The 24,019-nt window shown below is 40.4% G+C and carries 26 protein-coding genes; 23 read left to right on the forward strand and 3 right to left on the reverse strand.

Annotation, left to right across the window (positions count from 1 at the left end):
• Positions 1-34: 34 nt before the first annotated feature.
• Positions 35-2,131 carry a M13 family metallopeptidase gene (locus tag IA57_RS04345; protein ID WP_036119786.1) on the reverse strand — a complete coding sequence of 699 codons (2,097 nt, stop codon included), beginning with the start codon at positions 2,129-2,131 and terminating at the stop codon, positions 35-37.
• Between the two features lie 197 nt (positions 2,132-2,328).
• On the reverse strand, positions 2,329-2,841 hold the full coding sequence (locus IA57_RS04350) for a hypothetical protein (RefSeq protein WP_036119789.1): 513 nt from the start codon (positions 2,839-2,841) through the stop codon (positions 2,329-2,331).
• Positions 2,842-2,963: 122 nt separating this feature from the next.
• Between IA57_RS04350 and IA57_RS04355 the strand changes: the two genes are divergently transcribed.
• Entirely contained in the window at positions 2,964-3,908 is a 945-nt protein-coding gene (locus IA57_RS04355) for an NAD-dependent epimerase/dehydratase family protein (protein WP_036119792.1), read from the forward strand.
• A 75-nt stretch (positions 3,909-3,983) separates the two neighbouring features.
• Positions 3,984-4,586 carry a hypothetical protein gene (locus IA57_RS04360; RefSeq protein WP_036119795.1) on the forward strand — a complete coding sequence of 201 codons (603 nt, stop codon included), beginning with the start codon at positions 3,984-3,986 and terminating at the stop codon, positions 4,584-4,586.
• A gap of 33 nt (positions 4,587-4,619) precedes the next feature.
• Here the strand turns inward: IA57_RS04360 and IA57_RS04365 are convergent, their stop codons facing one another.
• Positions 4,620-5,867: an NAD(P)/FAD-dependent oxidoreductase gene (locus tag IA57_RS04365; protein ID WP_036119798.1), complete on the reverse strand. Its 1,248-nt coding sequence runs from the start codon at positions 5,865-5,867 to the stop codon at positions 4,620-4,622.
• A 111-nt stretch (positions 5,868-5,978) separates the two neighbouring features.
• On the opposite strand from IA57_RS04365, the gene IA57_RS04370 reads away from it, so the two are divergent.
• Genes IA57_RS04370 through IA57_RS04470 form a run of 21 tightly spaced genes read left to right on the forward strand, consistent with a single transcriptional unit; the run spans position 5,979 to position 23,998 of the window.
• Positions 5,979-7,508, forward strand: a complete 1,530-nt coding sequence (locus IA57_RS04370) for an HAL/PAL/TAL family ammonia-lyase (protein ID WP_036119800.1) — start codon at positions 5,979-5,981, stop codon at positions 7,506-7,508.
• A gap of 5 nt (positions 7,509-7,513) precedes the next feature.
• A complete protein-coding gene (locus IA57_RS04375; RefSeq protein ID WP_036119802.1) occupies positions 7,514-8,644 on the forward strand; it encodes a WG repeat-containing protein in 1,131 nt (376 codons plus the stop codon).
• A 37-nt stretch (positions 8,645-8,681) separates the two neighbouring features.
• Positions 8,682-9,413 (forward strand): 3-oxoacyl-ACP reductase FabG, encoded by a 732-nt coding sequence (fabG, locus tag IA57_RS04380; protein ID WP_036119805.1) that lies wholly within the window; start codon positions 8,682-8,684, stop codon positions 9,411-9,413.
• 12 nt (positions 9,414-9,425) lie between these two features.
• Positions 9,426-10,646 carry a beta-ketoacyl-[acyl-carrier-protein] synthase family protein gene (locus IA57_RS04385; RefSeq protein WP_036119806.1) on the forward strand — a complete coding sequence of 407 codons (1,221 nt, stop codon included), beginning with the start codon at positions 9,426-9,428 and terminating at the stop codon, positions 10,644-10,646.
• Between the two features lie 8 nt (positions 10,647-10,654).
• Positions 10,655-10,897, forward strand: coding sequence for an acyl carrier protein (locus IA57_RS04390; RefSeq protein ID WP_036119809.1), 243 nt, complete (start codon positions 10,655-10,657; stop codon positions 10,895-10,897).
• A 15-nt stretch (positions 10,898-10,912) separates the two neighbouring features.
• Positions 10,913-11,800 (forward strand): LpxL/LpxP family acyltransferase, encoded by an 888-nt coding sequence (locus tag IA57_RS04395; protein WP_036119811.1) that lies wholly within the window; start codon positions 10,913-10,915, stop codon positions 11,798-11,800.
• A 42-nt stretch (positions 11,801-11,842) separates the two neighbouring features.
• A complete protein-coding gene (locus IA57_RS04400) occupies positions 11,843-12,766 on the forward strand; it encodes a hypothetical protein (RefSeq protein WP_036119814.1) in 924 nt (307 codons plus the stop codon).
• 12 nt (positions 12,767-12,778) lie between these two features.
• Entirely contained in the window at positions 12,779-13,912 is a 1,134-nt protein-coding gene (locus IA57_RS04405; RefSeq protein ID WP_036119817.1) for a beta-ketoacyl-ACP synthase III, read from the forward strand.
• A gap of 5 nt (positions 13,913-13,917) precedes the next feature.
• Positions 13,918-14,349 carry a FabZ gene (locus tag IA57_RS04410; RefSeq protein ID WP_051880987.1) on the forward strand — a complete coding sequence of 144 codons (432 nt, stop codon included), beginning with the start codon at positions 13,918-13,920 and terminating at the stop codon, positions 14,347-14,349.
• Positions 14,342-14,797, forward strand: a complete 456-nt coding sequence (locus IA57_RS04415) for a hotdog family protein (protein WP_036119822.1) — start codon at positions 14,342-14,344, stop codon at positions 14,795-14,797. The genes IA57_RS04410 and IA57_RS04415 overlap by 8 nt, the downstream gene beginning before the upstream one ends.
• Positions 14,798-14,803: 6 nt before the next feature.
• Positions 14,804-15,214, forward strand: coding sequence for a hypothetical protein (locus IA57_RS04420; protein ID WP_036119824.1), 411 nt, complete (start codon positions 14,804-14,806; stop codon positions 15,212-15,214).
• Entirely contained in the window at positions 15,204-16,202 is a 999-nt protein-coding gene (locus IA57_RS04425; protein WP_036119827.1) for a BtrH N-terminal domain-containing protein, read from the forward strand. The genes IA57_RS04420 and IA57_RS04425 overlap by 11 nt, the downstream gene beginning before the upstream one ends.
• 4 nt (positions 16,203-16,206) lie before the next feature.
• Complete coding sequence (locus IA57_RS04430; RefSeq protein WP_036119830.1) at positions 16,207-16,950, forward strand: ABC transporter ATP-binding protein; 744 nt, start codon at positions 16,207-16,209, stop codon at positions 16,948-16,950.
• Positions 16,943-18,208: an ABC transporter permease gene (locus IA57_RS04435; RefSeq protein ID WP_036119833.1), complete on the forward strand. Its 1,266-nt coding sequence runs from the start codon at positions 16,943-16,945 to the stop codon at positions 18,206-18,208. Before IA57_RS04430 ends, IA57_RS04435 begins: the two co-directional genes overlap by 8 nt.
• Entirely contained in the window at positions 18,186-18,638 is a 453-nt protein-coding gene (locus IA57_RS04440; protein WP_036119836.1) for an acyl-CoA thioesterase, read from the forward strand. Before IA57_RS04435 ends, IA57_RS04440 begins: the two co-directional genes overlap by 23 nt.
• Positions 18,631-19,782: a beta-ketoacyl-[acyl-carrier-protein] synthase family protein gene (locus tag IA57_RS04445; RefSeq protein ID WP_036119838.1), complete on the forward strand. Its 1,152-nt coding sequence runs from the start codon at positions 18,631-18,633 to the stop codon at positions 19,780-19,782. Before IA57_RS04440 ends, IA57_RS04445 begins: the two co-directional genes overlap by 8 nt.
• Positions 19,783-19,786: 4 nt before the next feature.
• A complete protein-coding gene (locus IA57_RS04450) occupies positions 19,787-20,848 on the forward strand; it encodes a methyltransferase (RefSeq protein WP_036121271.1) in 1,062 nt (353 codons plus the stop codon).
• Position 20,849: 1 nt separating this feature from the next.
• Positions 20,850-21,467, forward strand: coding sequence for a 3-oxoacyl-ACP synthase (locus tag IA57_RS04455; RefSeq protein WP_036119840.1), 618 nt, complete (start codon positions 20,850-20,852; stop codon positions 21,465-21,467).
• Positions 21,468-21,469: 2 nt separating this feature from the next.
• Positions 21,470-21,727, forward strand: a complete 258-nt coding sequence (locus tag IA57_RS04460) for a phosphopantetheine-binding protein (protein WP_036119843.1) — start codon at positions 21,470-21,472, stop codon at positions 21,725-21,727.
• Positions 21,728-21,733: 6 nt separating this feature from the next.
• A complete protein-coding gene (locus tag IA57_RS04465; protein ID WP_036119846.1) occupies positions 21,734-22,936 on the forward strand; it encodes a beta-ketoacyl-[acyl-carrier-protein] synthase family protein in 1,203 nt (400 codons plus the stop codon).
• Complete coding sequence (locus tag IA57_RS04470) at positions 22,937-23,998, forward strand: beta-ketoacyl synthase N-terminal-like domain-containing protein (protein WP_036119848.1); 1,062 nt, start codon at positions 22,937-22,939, stop codon at positions 23,996-23,998.
• Positions 23,999-24,019: the final 21 nt, after the last annotated feature.

The raw sequence follows: 24,019 nt of genomic DNA on the forward strand, positions 1-24,019 counted from the left end.
CGCCTTTTTTGTTACATTCTATTTGGGCACATCATTACCAAATTTTCACACGGGCTTCTGGAGCCAAATACATGCTGTCGCTTTCTTTAATTTCGAAGGCTTCATAAAAAGCATCGATGTTTTTTAGCGGCATAACAGCACGATACATGCCTGGCGAGTGCACGCCTGTTTTTACCTGGCTTCTTAAAGCATCATCGGTATACTTGGTACGCCAAACGGTAGCCCACGACATAAAGAAACGTTGCTCTGGCGTGTAACCATCTATGGCTTCTGGCCTGCCGTTTTCTTTTAAATATAGCTGAAGCCCATCGTAAGCTGCATTTACGCCACCCAGGTCACCAATATTTTCACCTAATGTATACGCTCCGTTTAAGTTAACGTCTGGGAACGGTTTTTCGGCACTGTACTGATCGGCCAATTGCTTGCCTAACGTTGTAAACTCTTTTAAGTCTTCTTCTGTCCACCAGTTGTTCAGGTTACCATCGGCATCATATCGCGACCCAGAATCATCAAAACAATGCGATATTTCATGGCCAATAACGGCACCAATACCTCCGTAATTTACAGCCATATCGGCTTCGTAATTGTAAAATGGTGGTTGTAAAATAGCGGCAGGGAAAACGATTTCATTATACGGTGGCATAAAGTAGGCGTTCACAACCTGTGGCGCCATAAGCCATTCGCTTTTATCTACAGGTTTTCCTAAATCGGCAAGGTCCTTCTCATAGTTCCATTTGGAAACACTTTTCATATTATCAAAATAAGTTCCTCCAGCTTCTTTACCAGTAATTTCTAGGGTTGAATAGTCCTCCCATTGGTCTGGATAGGCTATTTTAACGTTCATTTTCTTAAGCTTTTCTATAGCGCGTTCTTTGGTTTCCGGCTCCATCCAGTCAAGGTTCTTAATACGATTTTCGAAAGCTAGTTTAATGTTATCGATCATTTTTCTAGCCTTTTCTTTAGCTTCTGGCGGGAATTTCTCATCTACATAAAGCTTTCCTAAGGCTTCCCCTATGCTACCGTTAATGGTGCTTAAAGCGCGCTCTTCGCGGTCTCTTTGTTTTTTAGACCCGTTTAAATCACGCCCATAAAACTCCCAGTTGGCCTTGTCGATTTCTGTTGACAACAACCCTGACGAACGACGCAACAACGTCCAATCTAAGTAGTTTTTCCACTCTTGCACGTTGTTTTCTTTAATAATAGCATCGAGGGCTTTAAAATAACCCGGATCGCCTACTATAACCGTATCGATTTCATTTACACCTATACCTGTTAGGTATTTTTCCCAATTTACGCTTGGGGTCATTTCATTTAACTGCTCTAACGATTTTGGGTTAAAGCGTTTGCGGGCATCCCTGCGGTCCTCTTTGGTCATTCTAGGCTTTGCCATTCGTGTTTCAAAAGCCAAAATGTTGTCGGCTTTTGCTTGGGCTGTAGCTTCGTCTTCACCAATATATTGAAGCATTTTTGCAATGTGCTTGCGGTACTTCTCTAATTTTTCTTTGGTATCCTCATCTTCATCCAGATAATAATCGCGGCTTAATCCTAAGGATCCAGTCCCTAAAAATGCAGCATTTAGATCGCTGTTTTTTGGGTGTGAGCCAACCCCAAAACCAAAGAACCCGGCACCGCCCATAGGTTCCATTTCAATTAAGTAATCTTCAAGATCCTGTATGTTTTCTATACCATCAATTTTTGCCAAATAAGGCTCTAGAGGCTTAATCCCTTGCGCATCTCTTGAAACTGTATCCATTATGGTTTGAAAAAGCTGTACGGCCTTTTCTTGGTCTGACCCCGGTAAAACTTCTATTTTATTTAGGTCTTTATTATCGGCCATGGCAGCTTTTAAAATGCCCAGCGCATCTTCATCGGTTTTTTTTCTCAACTCGTCAAAGCTTCCCCAACGGGTTCTATCGGCAGGAATCTCGTTCTGGTCGAGCCAGGTGCCATTAACATGTCTGAAAAAATCTGTTTTTGGAGAAACAGAAGGGTCTAAATATTCCAGATTAATTCCCGGAATTGCTTCTTCCTCAACAACGGCTACCTCCTTTTTCTCATCGTTCTTACACGATGTAAAGGCTACCATTGCCACTACAGGAACCCATAAAAGGGCCTTTCTTTTGGTTGTCATAATATTAGTGGTTTTTAGTTTTTGGAGCACAATTTATGCTATTTTAAACGGTTTAATGCCTATTGTTTAATAGATTAACAAAACATTAATAAAATGTTTAGCCCGTTTTACAGGGCTTTGCATGCGTTTAAAATGAATACGGCAGAAAAAACCATTGACCTTAAAGCACCAAGCACCTCAATGCCTTATTATTAAGATTAATTTGGCCTTTGGATTTTTTGGGCGTCGCGCTCGACCTTTTTATTCATCTGAAATTTTAGGTTTGTGTGCGCTTTTAGAACGTCTTCTATAGATGCTACAACCTCTTTTTGTTGGCTGTGACTGGAGATGTTTACCACATTCTCTAGCTTATACATGGCATTCTCTAGCGCCACAATTCTAGCCAAAACAGCTGGCGAGCTTAGGCGTTCTGGTACTGTTGTGCTAAAATCGGCAATCAAGGTTTCGAGCATGTCGTGGTTTTCCTTAAAAAACGACACGTCTGCACGCTTTAAGTTGCTCGTGGTCTCTTCCAATTGGTTATAGGCCTTCCAGTTTTGTGTGATGCTTTTTACTTGCCCATCGAGCTCAAATTCTACAAACGATATTTTTATATCGGCATTGGTTAGTTGTAAAGCAGATTCTTCGGTCGTGTGCTCAGCCGCTCCAGGCGCTTGATCTTTGCACGACACAAGCATTAAGAGCAACCCCACCAATATGATTTTTTTCATGGCCTAAAGTTTAACGAAACAAATATATCGATTTCAAAAGTTAAAGGTTTAAAAACTCGTAACAAAACAAGTTTAGTACCATAAAATATTCTTAATTTTGGAGCCCTAAATAGTTTTGGCATATGACTCCTAAAGTTTTAATTATTGGTGCATGCGGGCAAATTGGCTCCGAGCTTACCCACACGTTAAGAATGCAATATGGCAAGGACCAAGTTATTGCAAGCGATATTAGCTACAACAATACAAATGTTGTAAATTCTGGCCCCTTTGAAATTGTAGATGCCCAAGACTATGCCGCAGTTAAAGACTGTATTGAAAAACACAACATAAATACCGTATACTTAATGGCAGCCATATTGAGTGCCACAGGCGAAAAATACCCCATGAAAGCCTGGGATTTAAACATGGACTCGCTTTTTCATGTGCTTAACCTCGCTAAAGAAGGGTTTATAAAGCGCATGTTCTGGCCATCTAGCATTGCGGTGTTTGGCGCGACAACCCCTAAGGACAACACCCCACAATACACCATTATGGAACCCTCAACGGTATACGGCATTACCAAACAAGTTGGTGAGCGCTGGTGCGAGTATTACCACAACAAGTACAACGTTGATGTTAGAAGCATTAGGTACCCGGGCATTATAAGCTGGAAAACACTTCCCGGCGGTGGCACGACCGATTATGCTGTAGAAATTTACCACGAAGCCTTAAAAAACAGCACCTACCAGTGTTTTCTTTCTGAAGACACCGCACTTCCCATGATGTTTATGGACGATGCCATAAAAGCCACCGTAGATATTATGGCAGCCCCAGCTGAGGCGATAAAAATACGATCGTCCTATAATTTGGCCGCTATTAGCTTTACCCCAAAAGATGTGGCCAATGCCATAAAAAAGCACATCCCAAACTTTACCATAACATACAAAACAGACTACAGGCAAGATATAGCCAGTACTTGGCCAAAAAGCATTGACGACACGCATGCCAGAAACGACTGGAACTGGAAACACAACTTCGATTTAGAAGCCATGACGAAGGAAATGCTAGATAATTTATCCAAATCTTAAATTGGTTGGGTTTTCTTTTTTGTTTAATTTTCTTACTTTGCTCGCATCGAGCATTTAACCAAATAAACTTAAAACATGAAAAAACTAAAAATTCTTGCCCTAACTTTATTCTTAACGTCTCCTTTGTTAGCCCAAAAGGTTAAAGTAACCGAAGGCGATTGGAGTAACCTAAAAAACATCGCATCCTACAATTTGGCTTTCGATTATTCCAATCTCGAAATTCCTAAATACGATTCAGAAGAAGAGTTCTTGAAGGACAAAATGAAAAAAAGAGAAGATAAGGAACCCGGTACCGGTGAAAAATTTAGAGAATCGTGGTTTGCTGATAGAGAAGACAGATACGAACCTAAATTTATAGAGTCTTTTAACAAAAGATGGGACGACAAAGAAATTCAGGTTGGCCACGACACAGGTTCGGAATACACCATGAAAATCCATACCACATTTATGTATGCAGGCTACAATGTTGGTGTTGTAAGACAAAACTCTAAAATTGAAGCTACTATTTACGTATTTAAGACCGATACACCAGATCAAATTCTATTTAAAGCAGATTACACCAAGGTAGAAGGCAGTGGAGCCATGGGATACGATTTCAATTCTGGTTACAGAATTTCTGAAGCGTATGCTAAATTAGCCAAGTCGTTTGCCAAAGATTTAAGAAAAAAACTTAAATAATACTTTTTGAAATTCCTGATAAAAAGCCAACGGTTAACCGTTGGCTTCTTCTTTTTCCATATTAATTAAATGGGCCAAATTAGCCACAATACGGTTGTGTTTTTTTACAAACGGGTTGGTTTCATCCCAAACATAACCGGCCAAAACAGCACATATTTGGCGTTTTATCTCGGGGTTTTCGGGGCGGTGAAAAAACAGGGTCTGCAAATTACCGGTATACCACTCTTCTACATAAGTCCTAAACACATTAACCCCCTTCATTATATAATCTACATACTCCTTATCCCAATCTACCTGCTGACCTTTTAGTTGCTTTGCAATTAATTTTGCCGAACACAAAGCCGATTCTGTTGCAAAGGTTACCCCAGACGAAAAGACAGGATCTAAAAACTCGGCACTATTCCCGGTAAGCACAAAGCCTTTACCATATAGCTTGCTAACAGCCTTAGAGTAGTTTCTAATGCAAATAGGGTCAAACTCAAAATCCAGCCCCCTAAAACGGTCTTTATAATAGCTAGAAGTTTCTATCATTTGTTTCATACGTGCTGTTGTAGACCCCTCAAACGAATCGATATATTCATTTTTAGAAACAAAGCCCAAGCTAGTTACCCCGTTAGAAAACGGAATAACCCAAAACCAGGTATCGCGATCTAGCACATCAAACGTTATTAAGGTGCCCTCTTCCCCTTCGGGTCTATTAGGTTCCTTTACATGAGTGAAAATTGAAGAATGCTCGGGAAGGCTCGATGGCTTATCCAAGTTTAACAACCTAGGTAAAACGCGGCCATAGCCACTAGAGTCCACCACAAACTTAGCATTTACCTTATAGGTTTCTCCGGCCTGGTCTTTTACCGTTGTTACAGAATTTCCATCGGCATCAAACGCCACATCCAGCACTTCGTGCTGAAACCTAATATCTACGCCCCATTTTATAAGTTCTTGCGCTAAAGTATTATCAAAATCAGCTCTGGGCACTTGCCAAGTCCAATCCCAACCAGCAGTATGTTTCTTACTAAAATCAAAATTACATACAATATCGTCCCTTAAAAATCGCGCTCCGGGCTTCAATTCAAAATTTTGAGCTTCTAAACAGGCCAACAGGCCTACTTCCTCAAAGTGATCCATGCATCTGGGCAGCAAACTCTCGCCAATAACAAACCTTGGGAATTTACTCTTTTCCAATACTTTAACCTTTAGTCCTTGCTTAAAAAGATAGGACGCCGCTACACATCCTGATGGACCTGCTCCTATAATCAGCACATCAACATTTATATCACTCATACTCAAAATAGTATATAATTCATTTATTATTTTAAATTTGCATTCCAAAATAACTATTTTAGTTTTAGTTATTGAAATATTTGCACAAAAAATAACCCAACCCATAAATTAATGCTAACATTCAACGGGACCTTAGAAATAACAGATTTCTATAACATCATTTTTGACAATCAACAAATCACTATAGATGAGTCGGTTATTGAAACCTTAGATAAAAGTTTCAATTTCTTAAAAGAATTCTCCGAAAACAAAGTCATTTACGGTGTAAATACCGGTTTTGGCCCTATGGCCCAATATAAAATCAAGGATTCTGAGCGCATCGAGCTACAATACAATTTAATTCGCAGCCATGCTTCTGGAACAGGACAGCCCATACCACCCATGTATGTCAAGGCTGCTATGGTTGCCCGCATGAACACCCTTTCGTTAGGAAATTCTGGTGTACACAAATCGGTTGTAAAGCTTATGGCCGAATTTATTAACAGAGATATTACCCCTTTAATTTACGAGCATGGTGGTGTGGGTGCTAGTGGCGATTTGGTACAATTGGCACATTTAGCCTTAGTACTTATAGGCGAAGGCGAAGTATTTTACAAAGGCGAAAGGCGCCAGACCAAAGACGTTTTCGACATGGAAAACCTCAAACCCATTTCTGTAGAACTTCGCGAAGGGCTTGCCCTTATGAATGGCACCTCGGTAATGACTGGTATTGGGCTGGTAAACACCCTTTACACAAGACGCCTACTAAATTGGACGGTCGCTTGTTCTGCTGCCATAAACGAAATTGTAAAGGCTTACGACGATCACCTATCGGAAGAATTAAACAACTCTAAAAAACACGCTGGACAACAACAAATTGCACAAAGCATGCGTGAGCATTTAAAAGACAGCAAGCTTACCCGAAAACGCGAACACCACCTTTATAGCAAGAACGAAGATGTTTCTGTTTTTAAAGAAAAAGTACAAGAATACTACTCCTTACGCTGTGTTCCACAAATTTTAGGGCCTGTGCTAGACACCCTAAACAGTGTGGAAAAAATCTTAATCGAAGAAGTTAATTCGGCCAACGACAACCCTATTGTAGACATTGAAAAACAGCACGTATATCACGGCGGAAATTTTCATGGCGACTACGTCTCCTTAGAAATGGACAAACTAAAAATTGTTGTTACCAAACTTAGCATGCTATCAGAACGCCAACTAAATTACTTACTAAACGCCCGATTAAACGACATGCTGCCCCCATTTGTTAATCTGGGTAAATTAGGACTTAACTTTGGTATGCAGGGCGTTCAATTTACAGCAACCTCAACCACGGCCGAAAACCAAATGCTATCCAACCCCATGTATGTACACAGCATACCTAACAATAACGACAACCAAGACATTGTAAGCATGGGAACCAATGCAGCACTAACCACCAAAAAAGTTATAGAAAATGCTTTTGAAGTGGTAGCCATAGAACTTATTACCATAATACAAGCTATAGAATATCTGGACGTTAAGGACAGCGTTTCGGCAAAAACCAGAAAAATTTACGACGACATTCGCAAGATTGTTCCTATCTTTACAAAAGACGTTATCATGTACCCTTATGTTAACCTTGTGAAAGATTTTATCATAAATAATAAAAGCTATTAATCATTATGAAAACTAAAGCATTCCTATTTTTAAGCCTTATTGGATTTTTCACCAGTTTCGCACAAGAGTTGGCCTTAGCTAGGTTCGATGGAAAATATGGCTACATTAACAAATCTGGAGAATGGCACATAAAACCACAATTTGAAAAAGCTAAAAATTTCTCTGGCGATTTAGCCGAAGTCATAAACGACGAGGGGAAATGGGGCTACATAAACCGCAGTGGCAAATGGGCTATTCCGGCACAGTTTGATCGTGTTAAAGAATTCAACTCCGGAATTGCAGTTGCCGGTATAGAAGACCAATGGTTTTATATTAACACCAAAGGCGAAAAAATTCTAACAGATGTAAAAACCGATAAGTTTTACGATTTTCAAGAAGGATTTGCACAAATAAGACAAGGCGACCTTGTGGGCTTTATCAACACCAAAGGACAGGTTGTTGTGGCTCCTAAATTTGTTAAAGCCTTCGATTATAAAAACGGCTACTCCAAAGTTCGCGAAGGCGAAAAATGGGGGTTAATAGACACCAAAGGCAACTACCATGTAAAAACCATTTACGATGGTGTAAGCAACGTTTACAATGGCAACATTGTAGCCCATAAAGGAGAAGAGCACGGCCTTATTATTAATGGTGAATTTAAAGTAATTGCTGGTGCCGAAAAAATTTGGGACTTCTCTTACAACAGCAGCATAACTTACGCCAAAAAGGAAGGCAACATTGGCTATATTAACAATAAGGGCGAATGGGTGGTTGACCCCATTTACGATAAAGCCAAAGCATTTGCCAATGGCTTAGCGCCTGTTTGTAAAGACAAAAAATGGGGCTATATTAATACCCAAGGAAACGTTATTGTACCTTTAGAGTATAGAGATGCCGAGATTTTTAGTAGAGATGGTCTAGCGCCTGTAAAAACAAAAAAGCTCTGGGGCTTTATTAATAAAAAGGGAGATCTCGTGATTGAAGAGAAATACGGAATCTCCTCTGCAGGATTCGGAGCTATTTTTAAAGACAAAGATGAAAAAGGCTTTATCGATGGCCTTGCTAGAGTAAAATTTGAAAAGCAATGGGGATTTATAAACCAGGAAGGCAAGCTTATAAGCAAGTCGTGGTTTCAAAACCTTGAGCTTTTTTACTAAAACTAAACCTACACCCAACTAACTAAACCAACAATACATGAAATGCGCCCTAATTACAGGTGGATCTAGAGGCATAGGAAGCGCCATTTGCATACAATTGGCAAAAGACACCAACTACCACATTATAATAAACTACAACAGCAATAAGGCTGCGGCTTTAGAAACGCTTAAGGCCGTAGAGGCCGAAGGCAATACCGGAGAAATTATTCAATTTAATGTCTCGGATAGCGAAAACGTAACGTCACAACTAAACACTTGGCAAGAAAACAATCCCGATGCGACTGTAGAGGTTATAGTTAACAATGCCGGAATTACCAAAGACGGCTTATTTATGTGGATGCCTAAAGAAGACTGGCAAAATGTTATCAACACATCGCTTAACGGGTTTTACAATGTCACCAATTTTTTCATTCAAAAACTGCTTCGAAACCGCTATGGCAGAATTGTAAACATCGCCTCGGTTTCTGGTGTAAAAGGCACCGCAGGACAAACCAACTATTCTGCGGCAAAAGGCGCTTTGGTAGGCGCTACAAAAGCCCTAGCCCAAGAAGTGGCCAAACGCAAAATAACCGTAAACGCCGTTGCCCCGGGCTTTATCCAATCAGACATGACTGCAGAATTGGACGAGAAAGAATTAAAAGGCATGATTCCTATGAACCGCTTTGGCACTCCCGAGGAAGTGGCCCATACCGTTTCTTTTTTAGTTTCGGAGAAAGCATCGTATATTACGGGCGAGGTCATTAACATTAATGGCGGAATTTACTCTTAATTTATTACGAGCATGACGAAACGAGTGGTGATTACAGGAATGGGTATTTATTCCTGTATTGGAGAAAACATAAATAAAGTAAAAGAATCCTTGTATAACGGTACTTCTGGTATTGTTGTTGACCAAGAGCGCATAGCCTTTGGTTACCGTTCGCCCCTTACCGGCATGGTACCCAAGCCCAACTTAAAAAAGGCCCTTTCCAGAAGGCAACGCATAAGCATGGGCGAGGAAAGCGAATATGCGTACATGGCCACTATCGAGGCTTTGGAAAGCGCCAACATGTCTCAGGAATTTATCGATAAGCACGATGTTGGCATCTTATACGGAAACGATAGTACGGCCAAATCGGTTATAGAATCCAACGACAAGATTAGAGAAAAGCAAGACACCACTTTAGTAGGAAGTGGCGCTATTTTTCAGGGGATGAATTCTAGTGTTACCATGAATTTGTCCACCATCTTTAAACTTACGGGCATTAACTTTACTGTTAGTGCTGCTTGTGCCAGCGGCTCGCATGCCATAGGCATGGCCTACCAACTTATTAAAAGCGGTTTGCAAGACTACGTTATTTGTGGTGGTGCCCAAGAAATCAACAAACTTGCCATGGGCAGTTTTGATGGGTTGGGAGTGTTTTCAACAAACACCAATAATCCGCAAGAAGCCTCCAGACCTTTCGATATGGGAAGGGATGGCTTGGTGCCTAGCGGTGGCGCTGCAACTTTAATTCTAGAATCTTATGAGGCGGCCGTAAAAAGAGGTGCTCCCATTTTAGGAGAAGTTATTGGCTACGGCTTTTCTTCAAACGGCGAGCACATTTCTACACCAAATGTAAATGGGCCGTCCAGAGCCATGAAAATGGCATTGGAACAAGCCAATATCCCTGCCAACACCATAGATTACGTAAATGCCCACGCCACCTCTACCCCTGTTGGCGATGCCAATGAAGCCAAAGCAATTTTTGAGGTTTTTGGCGAAAACGGGCCTTATGTGAGCTCGACAAAATCCATGACCGGCCACGAATGCTGGATGGCTGGCGCTAGCGAAGTTATTTACTCGTTAATTATGATGAAATCTGGCTTTATTGCCCCAAACATTAACTTAAAACAACCCGACGAAGCCGCTTCAAAATTAAATTTAGTAAGTAAAACGTTAGAAAAAAAAATTGATGTATTTTTGTCCAATTCCTTTGGATTTGGAGGAACAAATTCAGCATTAATAATAAAAAACATTTAAGTGTGGTAATGGATAAAGAAGTTATTATTGAAAAGATAAACAACTTTCTTGTTGAAGAATTTGAAGTAGAAGAGGATGACATTGCTCCCGAAGCGGGCTTAAAAGAAACCTTAGAGTTAGACAGTTTGGATTTTGTCGACTTAGTCGTAGCCATCGAGTCTAACTTTGGTGTAAAATTAGTCGGCGAAGACTTTGTTAACGTTAAGACACTTCAAGATTTTTATACGTTAATCGAGCATAAATTAAGCTAAACACCTTTATAGCATATGGCTACTGAGTGGAAAGGCAAGTCCAGAGGCACCGTTCTTGGGTACAGAATTTTTGTGTTTCTCATGAAAAAACTTGGCCTAGGCAGTGCTTACTTTGTATTGTATTTTGTAGCCTTTTACTACACCTTATTTTCCTACGCTGGCTCTAAAGCCATCTTTTATTATTTTAACAAACGGCTAAACCGCTCTTGGCTTAAAAGCCTTGTAAACATTTATAGGAGCTATTACGTTTTTGGACAAACCATTATCGATAAAGTGGCCATATCTTCTGGCTTACGAGATAGGTTCACCTACGATTTTGACGGCATTCATTTAATAAAAGAAACCCTAAACGCTAAAAAGGGCGGGATTTTAATTAGTGCCCATGTGGGCAATTTTGAAATTGCCGAGCATTTTTTTGGAGAACTAGAAGAACATGCTGCCATTAGTCTTCTAACAACCGACGTAGAACACACGGCCATAAAAGACTATATAGAAAGCGTTACCGGAAAATCCAAAGTTAACCTCATTCTTATAAAAGAAGATCTCTCGCACATTTTCGAAATAAATGCTGCACTGGCCAGAAACGAACTGGTTTGCATTACGGGAGACCGCTTTATTCCTGGCACAAAACACTTAAGCCACGACTTGTTGGGCGAAACGGCTAAGTTTCCCGCTGGGCCATTTTTATTGGCCTCTCGGTTAAATGTCCCCGTTTTATTCGTTTATGTGATGAAAGAAACCAACAAGCATTACCACTTGTACGCCAGAAAATCGGAAGCCAAAAAACGCGACGCCAACATGCTGTTGGAAGAATATACGGCAAGCGTTTCCTGGATGGTAGAAAAATACCCGTTACAATGGTTTAACTATTTTGACTTCTGGGATAAAAAGCCCAAACCTTAATTTAAAGATTAATTAGCTATTTTTACCGCTCAATTAATCTAAATGAAAAAAATACTCGTTTTACATTACTCACAGTCTGGGCAACTTACCGAGATTGTAAACAACATTGCGGCACCGCTAATGGCCAACAATAACATTCGTGTCGATTTTCACAACATTACATTGGCAGACCCTTTTCCTTTTCCTTGGCCAAAACAAGATTTTTTCGAGGCTTTCCCAGAAACCTTCAGGCAAATGCCGGTTAAAGTAAACCCGCTTCCCCAAGCCATTGTTAACACGACCTACGACCTAATTATTTTTGGATACCAAGTGTGGTTTCTCACCCCCTCGCTCCCTATTAGCTCGTTTCTTGAAACCAACGATGCCAAAAAATTGTTTAAAAATACCCCAGTGGTTACAGTTCTTGGTTGCAGAAACTTATGGGTTATGGCTCAGGAAAAAATGAAAAAAAAGCTTTTGGACCTAAAGGCCAACCTAGTCGGCAATATTGCTTTGGTAGACCGTCACCTTAATCATATTAGCGTTATTACCATTGGTCCCTGGATGTTTACCGGAGAAAAAAAGCGCTACCTTGGTATTTTCCCAAAGCCAGGGGTATCGCAACAAGATATCGATAACGCCACAAAATTTGGGCCCACTATTGCAACCCACTTACTAAACAACACCCTAAACACACTACAGGACAACCTTTTACAGCAAGAAGCGGTAACCATAAAACCCTTTTTGGTAACCACAGACCGAAAGGCAAATGTTATTTTTTCAAAATGGTCGCAATTAATCATTTCCAAAAGCAAAAAGGGCACCCCAAAACGTTCTAAATTAGTTAAAATCTTTAAATATTATCTTTTATTTGCTATTTGGGTTATTGCACCTATTGTTTTTATCTTATTTTTGTTGACTTATTTGCCTTTGTACAATAAAATAAAAAAGGACAAAGCTTACTATGCATCTGTAGCTTATAAATAGTTGGGAATAACAATGAAGGAAGTTTATATTACACGAGTATCGAAATTTTTGCCTAACCGCCCCATTTCAAACGACGAAATGGAAGACAAACTAGGTACCATTAACGGTAAAACCTCTAAAGGCCGACGTATTGTACTTAGAAACAACCAGATTAAAACACGATATTACGCTATAGATGACCAAGGGCAAGTTACCCATAACAATGCCCAGCTAACCAAAGAGGCCATAAGCAACTTATGCAGCAACGGGTTTTCGTCTCAAGACATCGAACTGCTATCCTGTGGTACGGGAAGTCCAGACCAAATTTTACCCTCGCATGCAGCCATGGTACATGGTTTTTTAAAAAATGGCAATATCGAGATTAACTCGGCCTCTGGAGCCTGTTGTTCGGGCATGAACGCCTTAAAGTACGGGTTTCTTTCGGTGAAGTCTGGACAGACCAAAAATGCCGTAGTAACGGGATCTGAAAGAATTTCTTCCTGGATGAAATCGGATATTTTCGAGGATGAAGTGAAGCACTTAGAAGCCTTAGAAGACAACCCTATTCTGGCCTTTAACAAAGATTTTCTTCGTTGGATGCTCTCTGATGGTGCCGGAGCCTTCCTACTAGAAGACCAACCCAATGGAGACACTCCGCTTAAAATACAATGGATGGAGGGCTATTCGTATGCCCACGAGATTGAAGCCTGCATGTATGCCGGTGGCGACAAACAGGACGATGGGTTTTTAAAACCTTGGAGCGAATACAACACCAGCGAGTGGAGTAAAAAATCGTTGTTTGCCATTAAACAAGATGTTAAGCTTTTGGGGGCCAACATCCTTACAAAAGGTGTAGACAGCTTAAAACGAGCTTTAGAAAAGCACCAAATGAATACCAACGACATAGATTACTATTTACCACACATATCCTCATACTATTTTAAAGAGAATTTATATAAGGAAATGCAAGCTCAAGGGGTTGAAATTCCTTGGGAAAAGTGGTTTATGAACCTAAGTAAGGTGGGCAACGTAGGCGCAGCTTCTATATATTTAATGCTGGAAGAACTTGTACATTCGGGCAACCTAAAAAAAGGCGACACCATTTTGTTGTCTGTTCCTGAGAGCGCACGTTTTTCGTATGCTTACGCACTATTAACCGTTTCGTAATAGTCATGAACAACCTGTTACCTACAACGCAAATCCAGCATCTAATCCCGCAAAAGGCACCTTTTGTAATGGTCGATCAGCTTGTAGATTTTTCACCGCAACACGTTACGGCCTCACTAACCATCACCCCAGAAAACACGCTGGTAAAAGACGGTATTTTTACCGAGCCCGGAGTAGTAGAGCACATGGCTCAAACCGTAGCATTGCACACCGGTTATGCCTATTTTTTAAAAGGTGAAAAAGCCCCGACAGGATACATAGGATCTATAAAAAAAATAACCATTCATAAGCTTCCTGCCTTAAGCGAAACCATCACAACCAAGGCCGAAATCCTTCATGAATTTATGGGAGTAACCATGGTAAAGGTAAGCGCCTTCAACACCAAAAATGAAGCCATCGCTTCTGGAGAAATGAAAACCGTTATCGCCAATGAATAATGTAGAGGCTTTAGATTTTTCTAATTTCCTGCCACACAGAGCGCCTTTTTTAATGGTAGAAAAAGTCCTCTCTATTGGCAACGACCATGTAGCTACCAGCTATACCATTCCTAAAACGTCTATTTTTAACGACCACGGGTATTTTAACGAGGCTGGCCTTGTCGAAAACGCCGCACAAACCTGCTCGTCTATAGTAGGCAAAAGCTACTTTAAGGACGATGACCTACAAGGCGAAGGCACCAAGCTTATTGGCTTTATAAGCGCCATTAAAAAGGTTAACATTTATGCCTGCCCCAAAGTAGAAACCACCATAACCACCAAAGCCAACCTTATTTCCCGATTAGACACCGAGGCCTACAGCTTATGTACTATTGCATGCACCACTACCCAAGACGATAAAGAATTAGTATCTTGTGAGTTGAATTTAGTGATTCGCGAAATAAAATAATGCCGTATGAAAAAAGAAGACGTCCCTCAAGATGAGAGCAATATTAAGGCCGCCAATTACAAGGAACTTTGCTACGCCGTTGATGAAGACGGCAATTACACCACCGTTAACAGCACTGGTTGGACACCAAAAGCCATTGCTTTAAACAATGCCATAGAAAATATTAACGAACGTGTTGAAGAAGCAAAAACCCGCGTGCTCAACAACCAAACTAGCCCCATAGAATATTATATGGAATTCCATAAAATGGATGTAGGCATTTTAGCAAGTTATGTTGGCTTATGGAAGTGGCGTGTAAAACGCCATTTTAAACCACGTGTTTTTAATAAGCTGTCTAAAAAAACCCTACAAAAATATGCCGATGTTTTTAATGTTAGCATAGCCCAATTAAAAGATATCTCGTTACATGGAAATTAAATTCACACACCATCAATCTGCCCATTGCGAAAATGGTGTGGTCTCCAACCTCATGAAACATCATGGGTTTCAAATTAGCGAGCCCATGGTATTTGGTATTGGCTCGGGGCTGCTGTTCTGTTACATTCCCTTTTTAATGGTAAATCACGCACCCGCCATTACGTATCGTGCCATGCCTGGGTTTATCTTTAAACGCTTTGCCAAACGTGTGGGCATAAAAATTAAACGGGAAAAGTTTAAAAACGTTAAAAACGCAAAACAACGCTTAGACGACAATCTAAAAAACAACAACCCCGTAGGCTTACAGGTTGGCGTGTACAATTTAATGTATTTCCCAGACGAGTACCGCTTTCATTTTAACGCCCATAACCTTGTTGTTTACGGTAAAAATAACGACACCTACCTTATTAGCGATCCCGTAATGGAGCATGTAACCACCTTAACAGACAAACAACTGGAGGATGTTCGTTTTGCCAAAGGGGCTTTTGCTCCCAAAGGCCACATGTACTACCCAACGTTTATCCCTAAGGAAATGCCTTTAGAAAAGGCCATTATAAAAGGTATAAAGCACACCTGTCGCGATATGCTGGCTCCTGTCCCTATTGTGGGGGTAAAAGGCATACGAATGGTAGCGCGCCTCATACGAAAATGGCCTAAGAAAAAAGGGGCTAAAGTGGCCAACCACTACCTTGGACAAATCGTAAGGATGCAAGAAGAAATAGGTACCGGTGGTGGCGGTTTTAGGTACATATATGCCGCTTTTTTACAAGAAGCCAGCGTTATTTTAAACAACCCCAAACTGCACACACTGTCTAAAGAAATGACCCATATTGGGGATTTGTGGCGCGATTTTGCCCTCGATGCCTCGCGCATCTATAAAAACCGTTCCGGAAAAACAGACGGGTATAACAACATTGCAGCTCAACTAGACCATATTGCCAACAAAGAGGAAGTTTTCTTTAAAACCCTAAAAAAAGCCATTAAATAACACCATGATTCACATTAACCAGGTTTCTAAAAAATATAATGGCGCCGACATGTTTTCGGTAGCTAACCTAAGCCTGCACGTTAATGAAAAAGAAATTTTTGGTCTGTTGGGCCCCAATGGCGCAGGAAAAACCACATTAATTTCCATTTTATGTTCCTTAATAAAACCCACCTCTGGCGAGTTTACCATTAATGGTTTGTCGTATAAAAAACACAAAAACCAGCTCAAACAGCTTATTGGCATTGTCCCTCAAGAATATGCGCTATACCCTACGTTAACCGCCTTCGAAAACCTAAAGTACTTTGGAAGCATGTATGGCCTAAAAGGCCCAGATTTAAACCAACGCATCAACAAGGCGTTAGAGCATTTGGGGCTGTTGCATTTTGCCCATAAAAAAATCCAGACCTTTTCTGGCGGCATGAAACGCCGTGTAAATCTTATTGCCAGCATTTTACACCAGCCTAAAGTTTTGTTTCTCGACGAACCCACTGTTGGGGTTGATGTGCAATCTAAAAATGTTATCATTAAGTTTTTGCAAGAACTCAACCAGCAGGGCACGACCATTATTTACACCTCGCACCACTTAAACGAGGCCGAGAGTTTTTGTACACGTGTGGCCATTATAGACCACGGCAAAATTATTACCAAGGGCGAGCCCAAAACCTTAATAAACAATCATGAAGGTGCCCATAACCTCGAAGATGTGTTTTTAAACTTAACCGGTAAAGCATTACGCGACCATGCATAAACTATTAGCATCAACATATAAAGAATTGCTATTGCTAGCCCGGGATATTGGCGGTATTGCCATATTGTTTATTATGCCCTTAGTGCTTATTGTTACCATTACCTTAATTCAAGACAGCACCTTTAAAACGGTTACAGATGTTACCATCCCTATTTTGGTGGTCGATAATGATAATGATGAGGTTTCAGCCACTATTTTAAACGGTTTAAAAGACGCTAATGCGTTTAAAGTGATTACCAAAAGCAGTGAAGCCGAAGCCAAGGATTTGGTCTTTAAAGGCACTTATCAGCTCGCTATTGTAATTCCGGAAAACCTTACCGAAAGCTTACAAAACAAAATAAACCAAAATGTTGAAGCCCTAGTCGCTAAATTTGGTTTAGAAGATTCGCAAAAAAACGAAACCCCTACGGTAAAAAACAAAGAAGTACGCTTATATTTTGATCCTGCCACCCAATTGTCCTTTAAAAGCTCGGTTAAAAATGGCATTGACAAAATGATTTCAAAAATTGAAACCCAAAGCATTTACAAAGCTTTTCAAGAACAACTATTAGACGACCCTTCAGAAAAAATCTTTGAAACCGATAGTTTTATCACATTTAAGGAAATTTTACCCGAAGACAAAAAAGACGATTTCATCCCTAATTCTGTACAGCATAATGTGCCTGCATGGACCTTATTTGCCATCTTTTTTATTATTGTTCCCTTATCCATCAACATTGTTAAGGAAAAAAGTCAAGGCACCTTTGTAAGGTTAAGAACAAACCCGGTGTCTTATGCCACCGTATTAGGCGGTAAGACCCTTGTTTATCTTATTGTTTGCCTAATTCAATTTGTACTAATGCTTTTGGTTGGGGTGTATCTTTTTCCTAAAATTGGTCTACCTACCCTAGATGTTTCTGGGCGGCTACCGCTACTTTTTATAGTGGCGCTTTTTGCAGGTTTGGCTGCCATTGGTTTAGGCCTGTTATTGGGTACTATTGCAAAAACCCAGGAGCAATCGGCACCTTTCGGTGCTACTTTGGTGGTCATTCTTGCCGCTTTGGGCGGGGTTTGGGTTCCTGTATTTATCATGCCTAAAACCATGCAAATCCTATCGAACATATCACCCATGAACTGGGGCTTAAACGCCTTTTACGATGTGTTTTTAAGAAACGGAACCCTATTAGATCTGCTACCGGAAATTGCTTTATTGCTTTTATTTTTTATAATTACAACTGGAATAGCCATAATTTACAATGAAAAGAAAAACGCTGTCTAACCACAAACAAATATCGCATACCAGTAAAGTTAGGATTCGCTTTGTTGAAACCGACCCCCTAGGCATTGTCTGGCATGGTAACTACATTCAATATTTCGAGGATGGACGCGAAGCGTTTGGCAGGCATCATGGCATTTCTTATTTAGACCAAAAAAAATACGGTTTTGCCACCCCCATTGTAAAATCCAGTACAGATCATAAATTGCCGCTACGTTATGGCGATGTGGCAACCATTAAAACTATTTTTGTGGATTCGCCAGCAGCCAAAATGGTGTTTCACTACGAAGTATACAACCAACATGGCGATTTGGTTTGCACCGGAGAAACCATACAGGTTTTTGTCGATAAAATTGGCGAAGGCGATTTAGCCTTGGCGGCTCCTGAGTTTTTTATTAATTGGAAAAAAAACGTCGGATTACTTGATGGGTAAAGTGTTCTTTTCATATAACAACATCATCTCTTCTTTAGGTTTTGATAGCAAGACTGTAGTAGACAAGATACACCATGGTGTTTCTGGCTTAAAACAAATTCAAGACAACGCTATTTTCCCCACGCCTTTTTATTCGTCATTAATAAACCCCACCGATTTAGATGCTGCCTTTAGCCTAGCAACCCAAAAAAAAGGCTATACCAAATTAGAAAAAATGATGATTACCTCATTACACGACACCATTGGCCAGTCGGGTATTGATGTACATCATAACAAAGTGGGACTCATTATTTCTACAACAAAAGGGAATATAGATGCTCTAGACCAGAACAACCCATTTCTAGAAACCCGCAGCTATCTACACGAGTTAGGACGTGTTATTAAAACACATTTTGGGTTTAAAAACGATGCTATTGTGGTTTCTAACGCCTGTGTTTCGGGTATTTTAGCCATTGCCATTGCCAAACGCTACATCCTACAAAACGTATACGACCATGTGTTTGTGGTTGGTGGCGATTTGGTTACCGAGTTTATCCTCTCGGGCTTCAACTCGTTTCAGGCCTTAAGCGAGGTGCCTTGTAAACCCTACGATAAAGATCGGGCAGGCATTAATATAGGAGAAACTGCCGCAAGTGCTTTAATTACGAAAGACCACACGGCATTGGCAAAAGAAGCTACCGAAATATTGGGAGAAGCCTCTTGTAACGATGCGAACCACATCTCTGGCCCCTCAAGAACAGGTGAGGGATTGTACAGAAGCATTCAGTCGGCCATGACGCAAGCAAATGTATCGCACCAAGATATCGATTATATTTCGGCTCACGGTACGGCAACTATGTATAATGACGAGATGGAAGCTATAGCCTTTAATCGTCATCATTTAGAAAATGTTCCTGTAAACAGTTTAAAAGGGTACTTTGGGCATACCTTGGGAACATCTGGTTTAATCGAAACCATTATTGGCACCCATAGTCTATGTAACAACACCCTTTATCCGTCTTTAGGGTTTAATGCCCTAGGGGTAAGCAAGCCTATAAATGTTATTACCCAAACCACAAAAAAACCGTTAAACACCTTCCTAAAAACAGCTTCGGGATTTGGAGGCTGCAATACGGCTGTTATTTTTAAAAAAATCAACCATTAAAAACATGCAAGACACCTCTATTAAAGCCATAGACGCCATACAAGAAGCTCATAAAATAGCTTTTGCTCCTTTTGTATTCCAAGCTGTAATTTCCTTACGAAAATTAGGGGTTTTTGATAAAATTTTTGAAAAACGTAGACAAAAAGGACTGCCTTTAGATAGGCTTTCCAGCGAACTGTCTGTTAGTGAATATGGTTTAGGGGTCCTTCTGGAAATTGCCGAAAGCTGCGATATTGTAAAAAAGAACGATGTGGGCAATTACGAACTAACAACCATTGGGTATTTTTTAAACTATAACGAAACCGTAAACGTTAACATTAACTTTACGCAAGACGTATGTTACAAAGGCCTTTACCACCTAAACGATGCCATTAAAACAGGCCAACCCGAAGGCTTAAAGGAATTAGGCCAATGGAAAACCATTTACGAAGGTTTATCGCAATTGCCCAAGGACATTCAAAAATCGTGGTTTGCGTTTGACCACCACTACTCTGATGATATTTTTGAAGATGCCCTAAGAATTGTTTTTAACAAAAAACCAAAAACCATTTTCGACATTGGGGCCAATACTGGAAAATTCTCGATTTTATGTGGCAAACACGACCCTGAGGTTAAAATTACCATGATCGATTTACCAGGACAGTTAAACATCGCTTTAAACCAGGTAAAAGAACAAGGCTTAGCCCATCAAATTACAGGCTACCCAATAGATTGGCTTGAAGACAATAACAGTATCCCAAAAGGTGCAGATATTATATGGCTATGCCAATTTCTAGACTGCTTTTCTAAAGAAGAAATCTTAAAAATACTCGTTACTTGTGTTGCTGCTATGGACGACCATACCGAGCTAATCATTACCGAAACCTACACCGACCGCCAACGGTTCGATAATGCTAAATTTATTCTAGAAGCCACCTCGTTATACTTTACGGCCTTGGCCAATGGCAACAGTAAAATGTATGCTGCAACAGATTTAATTGCACTTATAGAGCAAGCAGGCATGACCGTTCATGAAGATATTGCACTAGGGGAATACCATACCATGCTTGTTTGCAAGAAAAAATAACATGCTACAAAATCACTACAACATAACGTCATTTTGCAGGATTAAAAACAACCGCATCATCTTAAACGACCAGGTTGTTTTTTCTGAAACGGGTCATTTTTCGACCTTTATAAAATCGGCCTACAAAACCTTAGGGGTTAAATACCCTAAGTTTTTTAAAATGGATGCTTTAAGCAAACTAGCCTTTATTGCAGCCGATGTGTTATTAAAACACGAAAACATTACCCCAGAGCACGAAGAGAATGTGGCCATTATATTTTCTAACAGCGCCTCAAGTTTAGAAACCGATAGAACCCACCAAACATCCATTCAAAACAAAGCCAATTATTTTCCTAGCCCAGCCGTTTTTGTGTACACATTACCAAACATTTGCATAGGCGAGATAAGTATAAAATATAAGCTTTATTCTGAGAATAGTTTTTTTATCTTTGACACCTTTAATGCCGAGCATCTTTTTACCTATTCCAATAGTTTACTGGAATCCCAAAAGGCAGACAAAGTGCTTTGCGGGTGGGTAGAGTACGACGGCGAACATTACGATGCCTTTTTGTATTTAGTTGCTAAATCCGAAGGCATAACACACCAAATAAAAGACATAAACACATTATACAACAAATAATTATGGACGCATTGAAACAAGAATTGAAAGAGAATTTAATCGAGCAATTAAATTTAGAAGACATGTCTCCTGAAGACATTGCAAATGACGACATGCTTTTTGGAGATGGCTTAGGGTTAGACTCTATCGATGCCCTAGAGCTTATTGTAATGCTAGACAAAAACTACGGTATAAAGTTAACAGACCCTAAGGAAGGCCGCGCCATTTTTGAGTCGATTAACACCATGGCCGCTTACATTTCCGAGCACAGATCAAAATAACCAAATATGGGTAAAGGGGTTGCCATAACAGGTATGGGGATTATTTCGGCCATTGGAAACAATGTTGCCGAAAACTACCAGGCGCTCATTAATGCCAACAAAGGCATTTCTAGGGTGGAAAAAATTAAAACCAACCATGCTAACGATATCATGGTTGGCGAAATTGCCTATACCAATGCCAACATGGAGGCCCAACTCAAGCTGCCTAAATCCCACAACTATTCCAGAACGGCATTACTTGGCGCTATAGCCGCAAAAGAAGCCGTTAAAAACGCTGCAATTAAAGACATCTCGCAATATAAAACCGGGCTTGTATCTGCGACCAGTGTAGGTGGGATGGACATGACCGAAACCTATTTTTACGATTACCTTAACAACCCAGAAGCACAAAAGTACATCGATGCGCACCACGCAGGCGATTCTACGCAAAAAATTGCCCAACAGCTAAACATAGAGCAAAGCTTGGTAACAACCATAAGTACGGCATGCTCTTCTGCTGCCAATGCCATTATGCTAGGAGCCCGCCTAATAAAAGCAGGAAAATTAGACCGCGTTATTGTGGGCGGAGCCGATTGTTTATCGAAATTCACGATTAATGGGTTTAAGACCTTAATGATTTTGTCTGACACCTATAACACCCCGTTCGATGAACATCGCAAGGGGCTTAATTTAGGTGAAGCAGCAGCCTTTTTGGTGTTGGAATCTGATAAAGTTGTTGAAGCTGAGAACAAAACTGTTTTGGCCTACGTTAAAGGGTATGGCAATGCCAACGATGCCTTTCACCAAACCGCATCGTCTGATCATGGCGATGGCGCAACACTTGCCATGCAGCAAGCCTTAACCGTTGCCGGATATGCCCCAGGCGATATAGATTATATAAACGCTCACGGTACAGCTACAGGCAATAACGACTTGTCTGAAGGCCGTGCTATTATACGCGTTTTTGGTGATCAGGTTCCCGATTTTAGCTCGACAAAAGCCTATACGGGACACACCCTGGCCGCCGCCGGAGCTATAGAAGCCGTCTATTCTGTTTTGGCCTTACAAAACAATGTTATTTACCCCAATTTGAATTTTAACACCCAAATGAAGGAATTTAACATCACCCCCCAACGCACCCTAAAAGAGAAAGCGTTAAAAACAGTACTTTCAAATTCTTTAGGGTTTGGCGGAAATTGTTCAACGGTAATTTTTTCAAAAGACCAGTAAATGAAAAACGTTTATATAAATAGTGTTGGTTCCATTTCGGCTCAAAAAACCTTCGACAATGCTGCGTTTTTAAATGATATTACCAAATACCATGACAACGTTATTCCTGCTGTAAACCCAGTTTATAAAGACTACATTTCCCCTGCCGCTGCACGCCGCATGGCCAAGGGTATAAAAATGGGCATTGTATCGTCTAAAATAGCGCTTAACGAAGCCAACCTAGATAATGTTGACGCCATCATTACCGGAACCGGTATGGGCTGTGTACGCGATTCGGAAAAATTTGTTCGCGCCATTATAGATAACGACGAGCAGTACTTAACACCTACGCCTTTTATACAATCTACACACAATACCGTTGGTGGGCAAATTGCTTTGGAGCTAAACTGTAAAGGCTATAATTTTACGTATGTGCATTCTAGCATCTCTTTCGAATCGGCTTTAATGGATGCTCTCTTGCAACTGCAGTTAGATGAAGCCAAAAATATTCTTATTGGCGGAGTAGACGAACATGGCGATCACACGACCGAGATTCACAAAATCATCAATCATATTAAACCAGAACAGGTAGGTCCGTACAACTTACTTAACAGCAAAACCGAAGGAGCTGTGTTTGGCGAAGGAGCTAACTTTTTTGTGCTATCCAATGAAAAATCCAATAGCAGCTATGCTAAAATTACTTCGGTACAAACCTATAACACACTCCAAGAGAACGCGCTAAAACAACAAGCCATCGCTTTTTTAAAAGAGCATGATTTAAGTACAGATGATATTGATTTATTAATTTTAGGAAACAATGGCGATGTTAATTTTGATGTGTTTTACAACACCTTGAGTGAAGCGTTCTCTAAAACACCACAGGCCTATTACAAGCATTTAAGCGGCGAGTTTAACACAGCCTCTTCCTTTGGATTCTGGCTGGCTTCAAAAATTATAAAAACACAAACCCTACCAGAAGTGGTTAAATTAAACGGGGTGCAAGCTTCATCGTATAAAACCGTATTATTGTACAACCAGTACCGTGGAGAAAATCATAGTTTCACGCTGCTTAGTCAATGTTAACCTTTAAAACCGTCACACGTT

It is taken from the genome of Mangrovimonas yunxiaonensis, from assembly GCF_000733475.1.
In the GTDB taxonomy this organism is placed as follows: domain Bacteria; phylum Bacteroidota; class Bacteroidia; order Flavobacteriales; family Flavobacteriaceae; genus Mangrovimonas; species Mangrovimonas yunxiaonensis.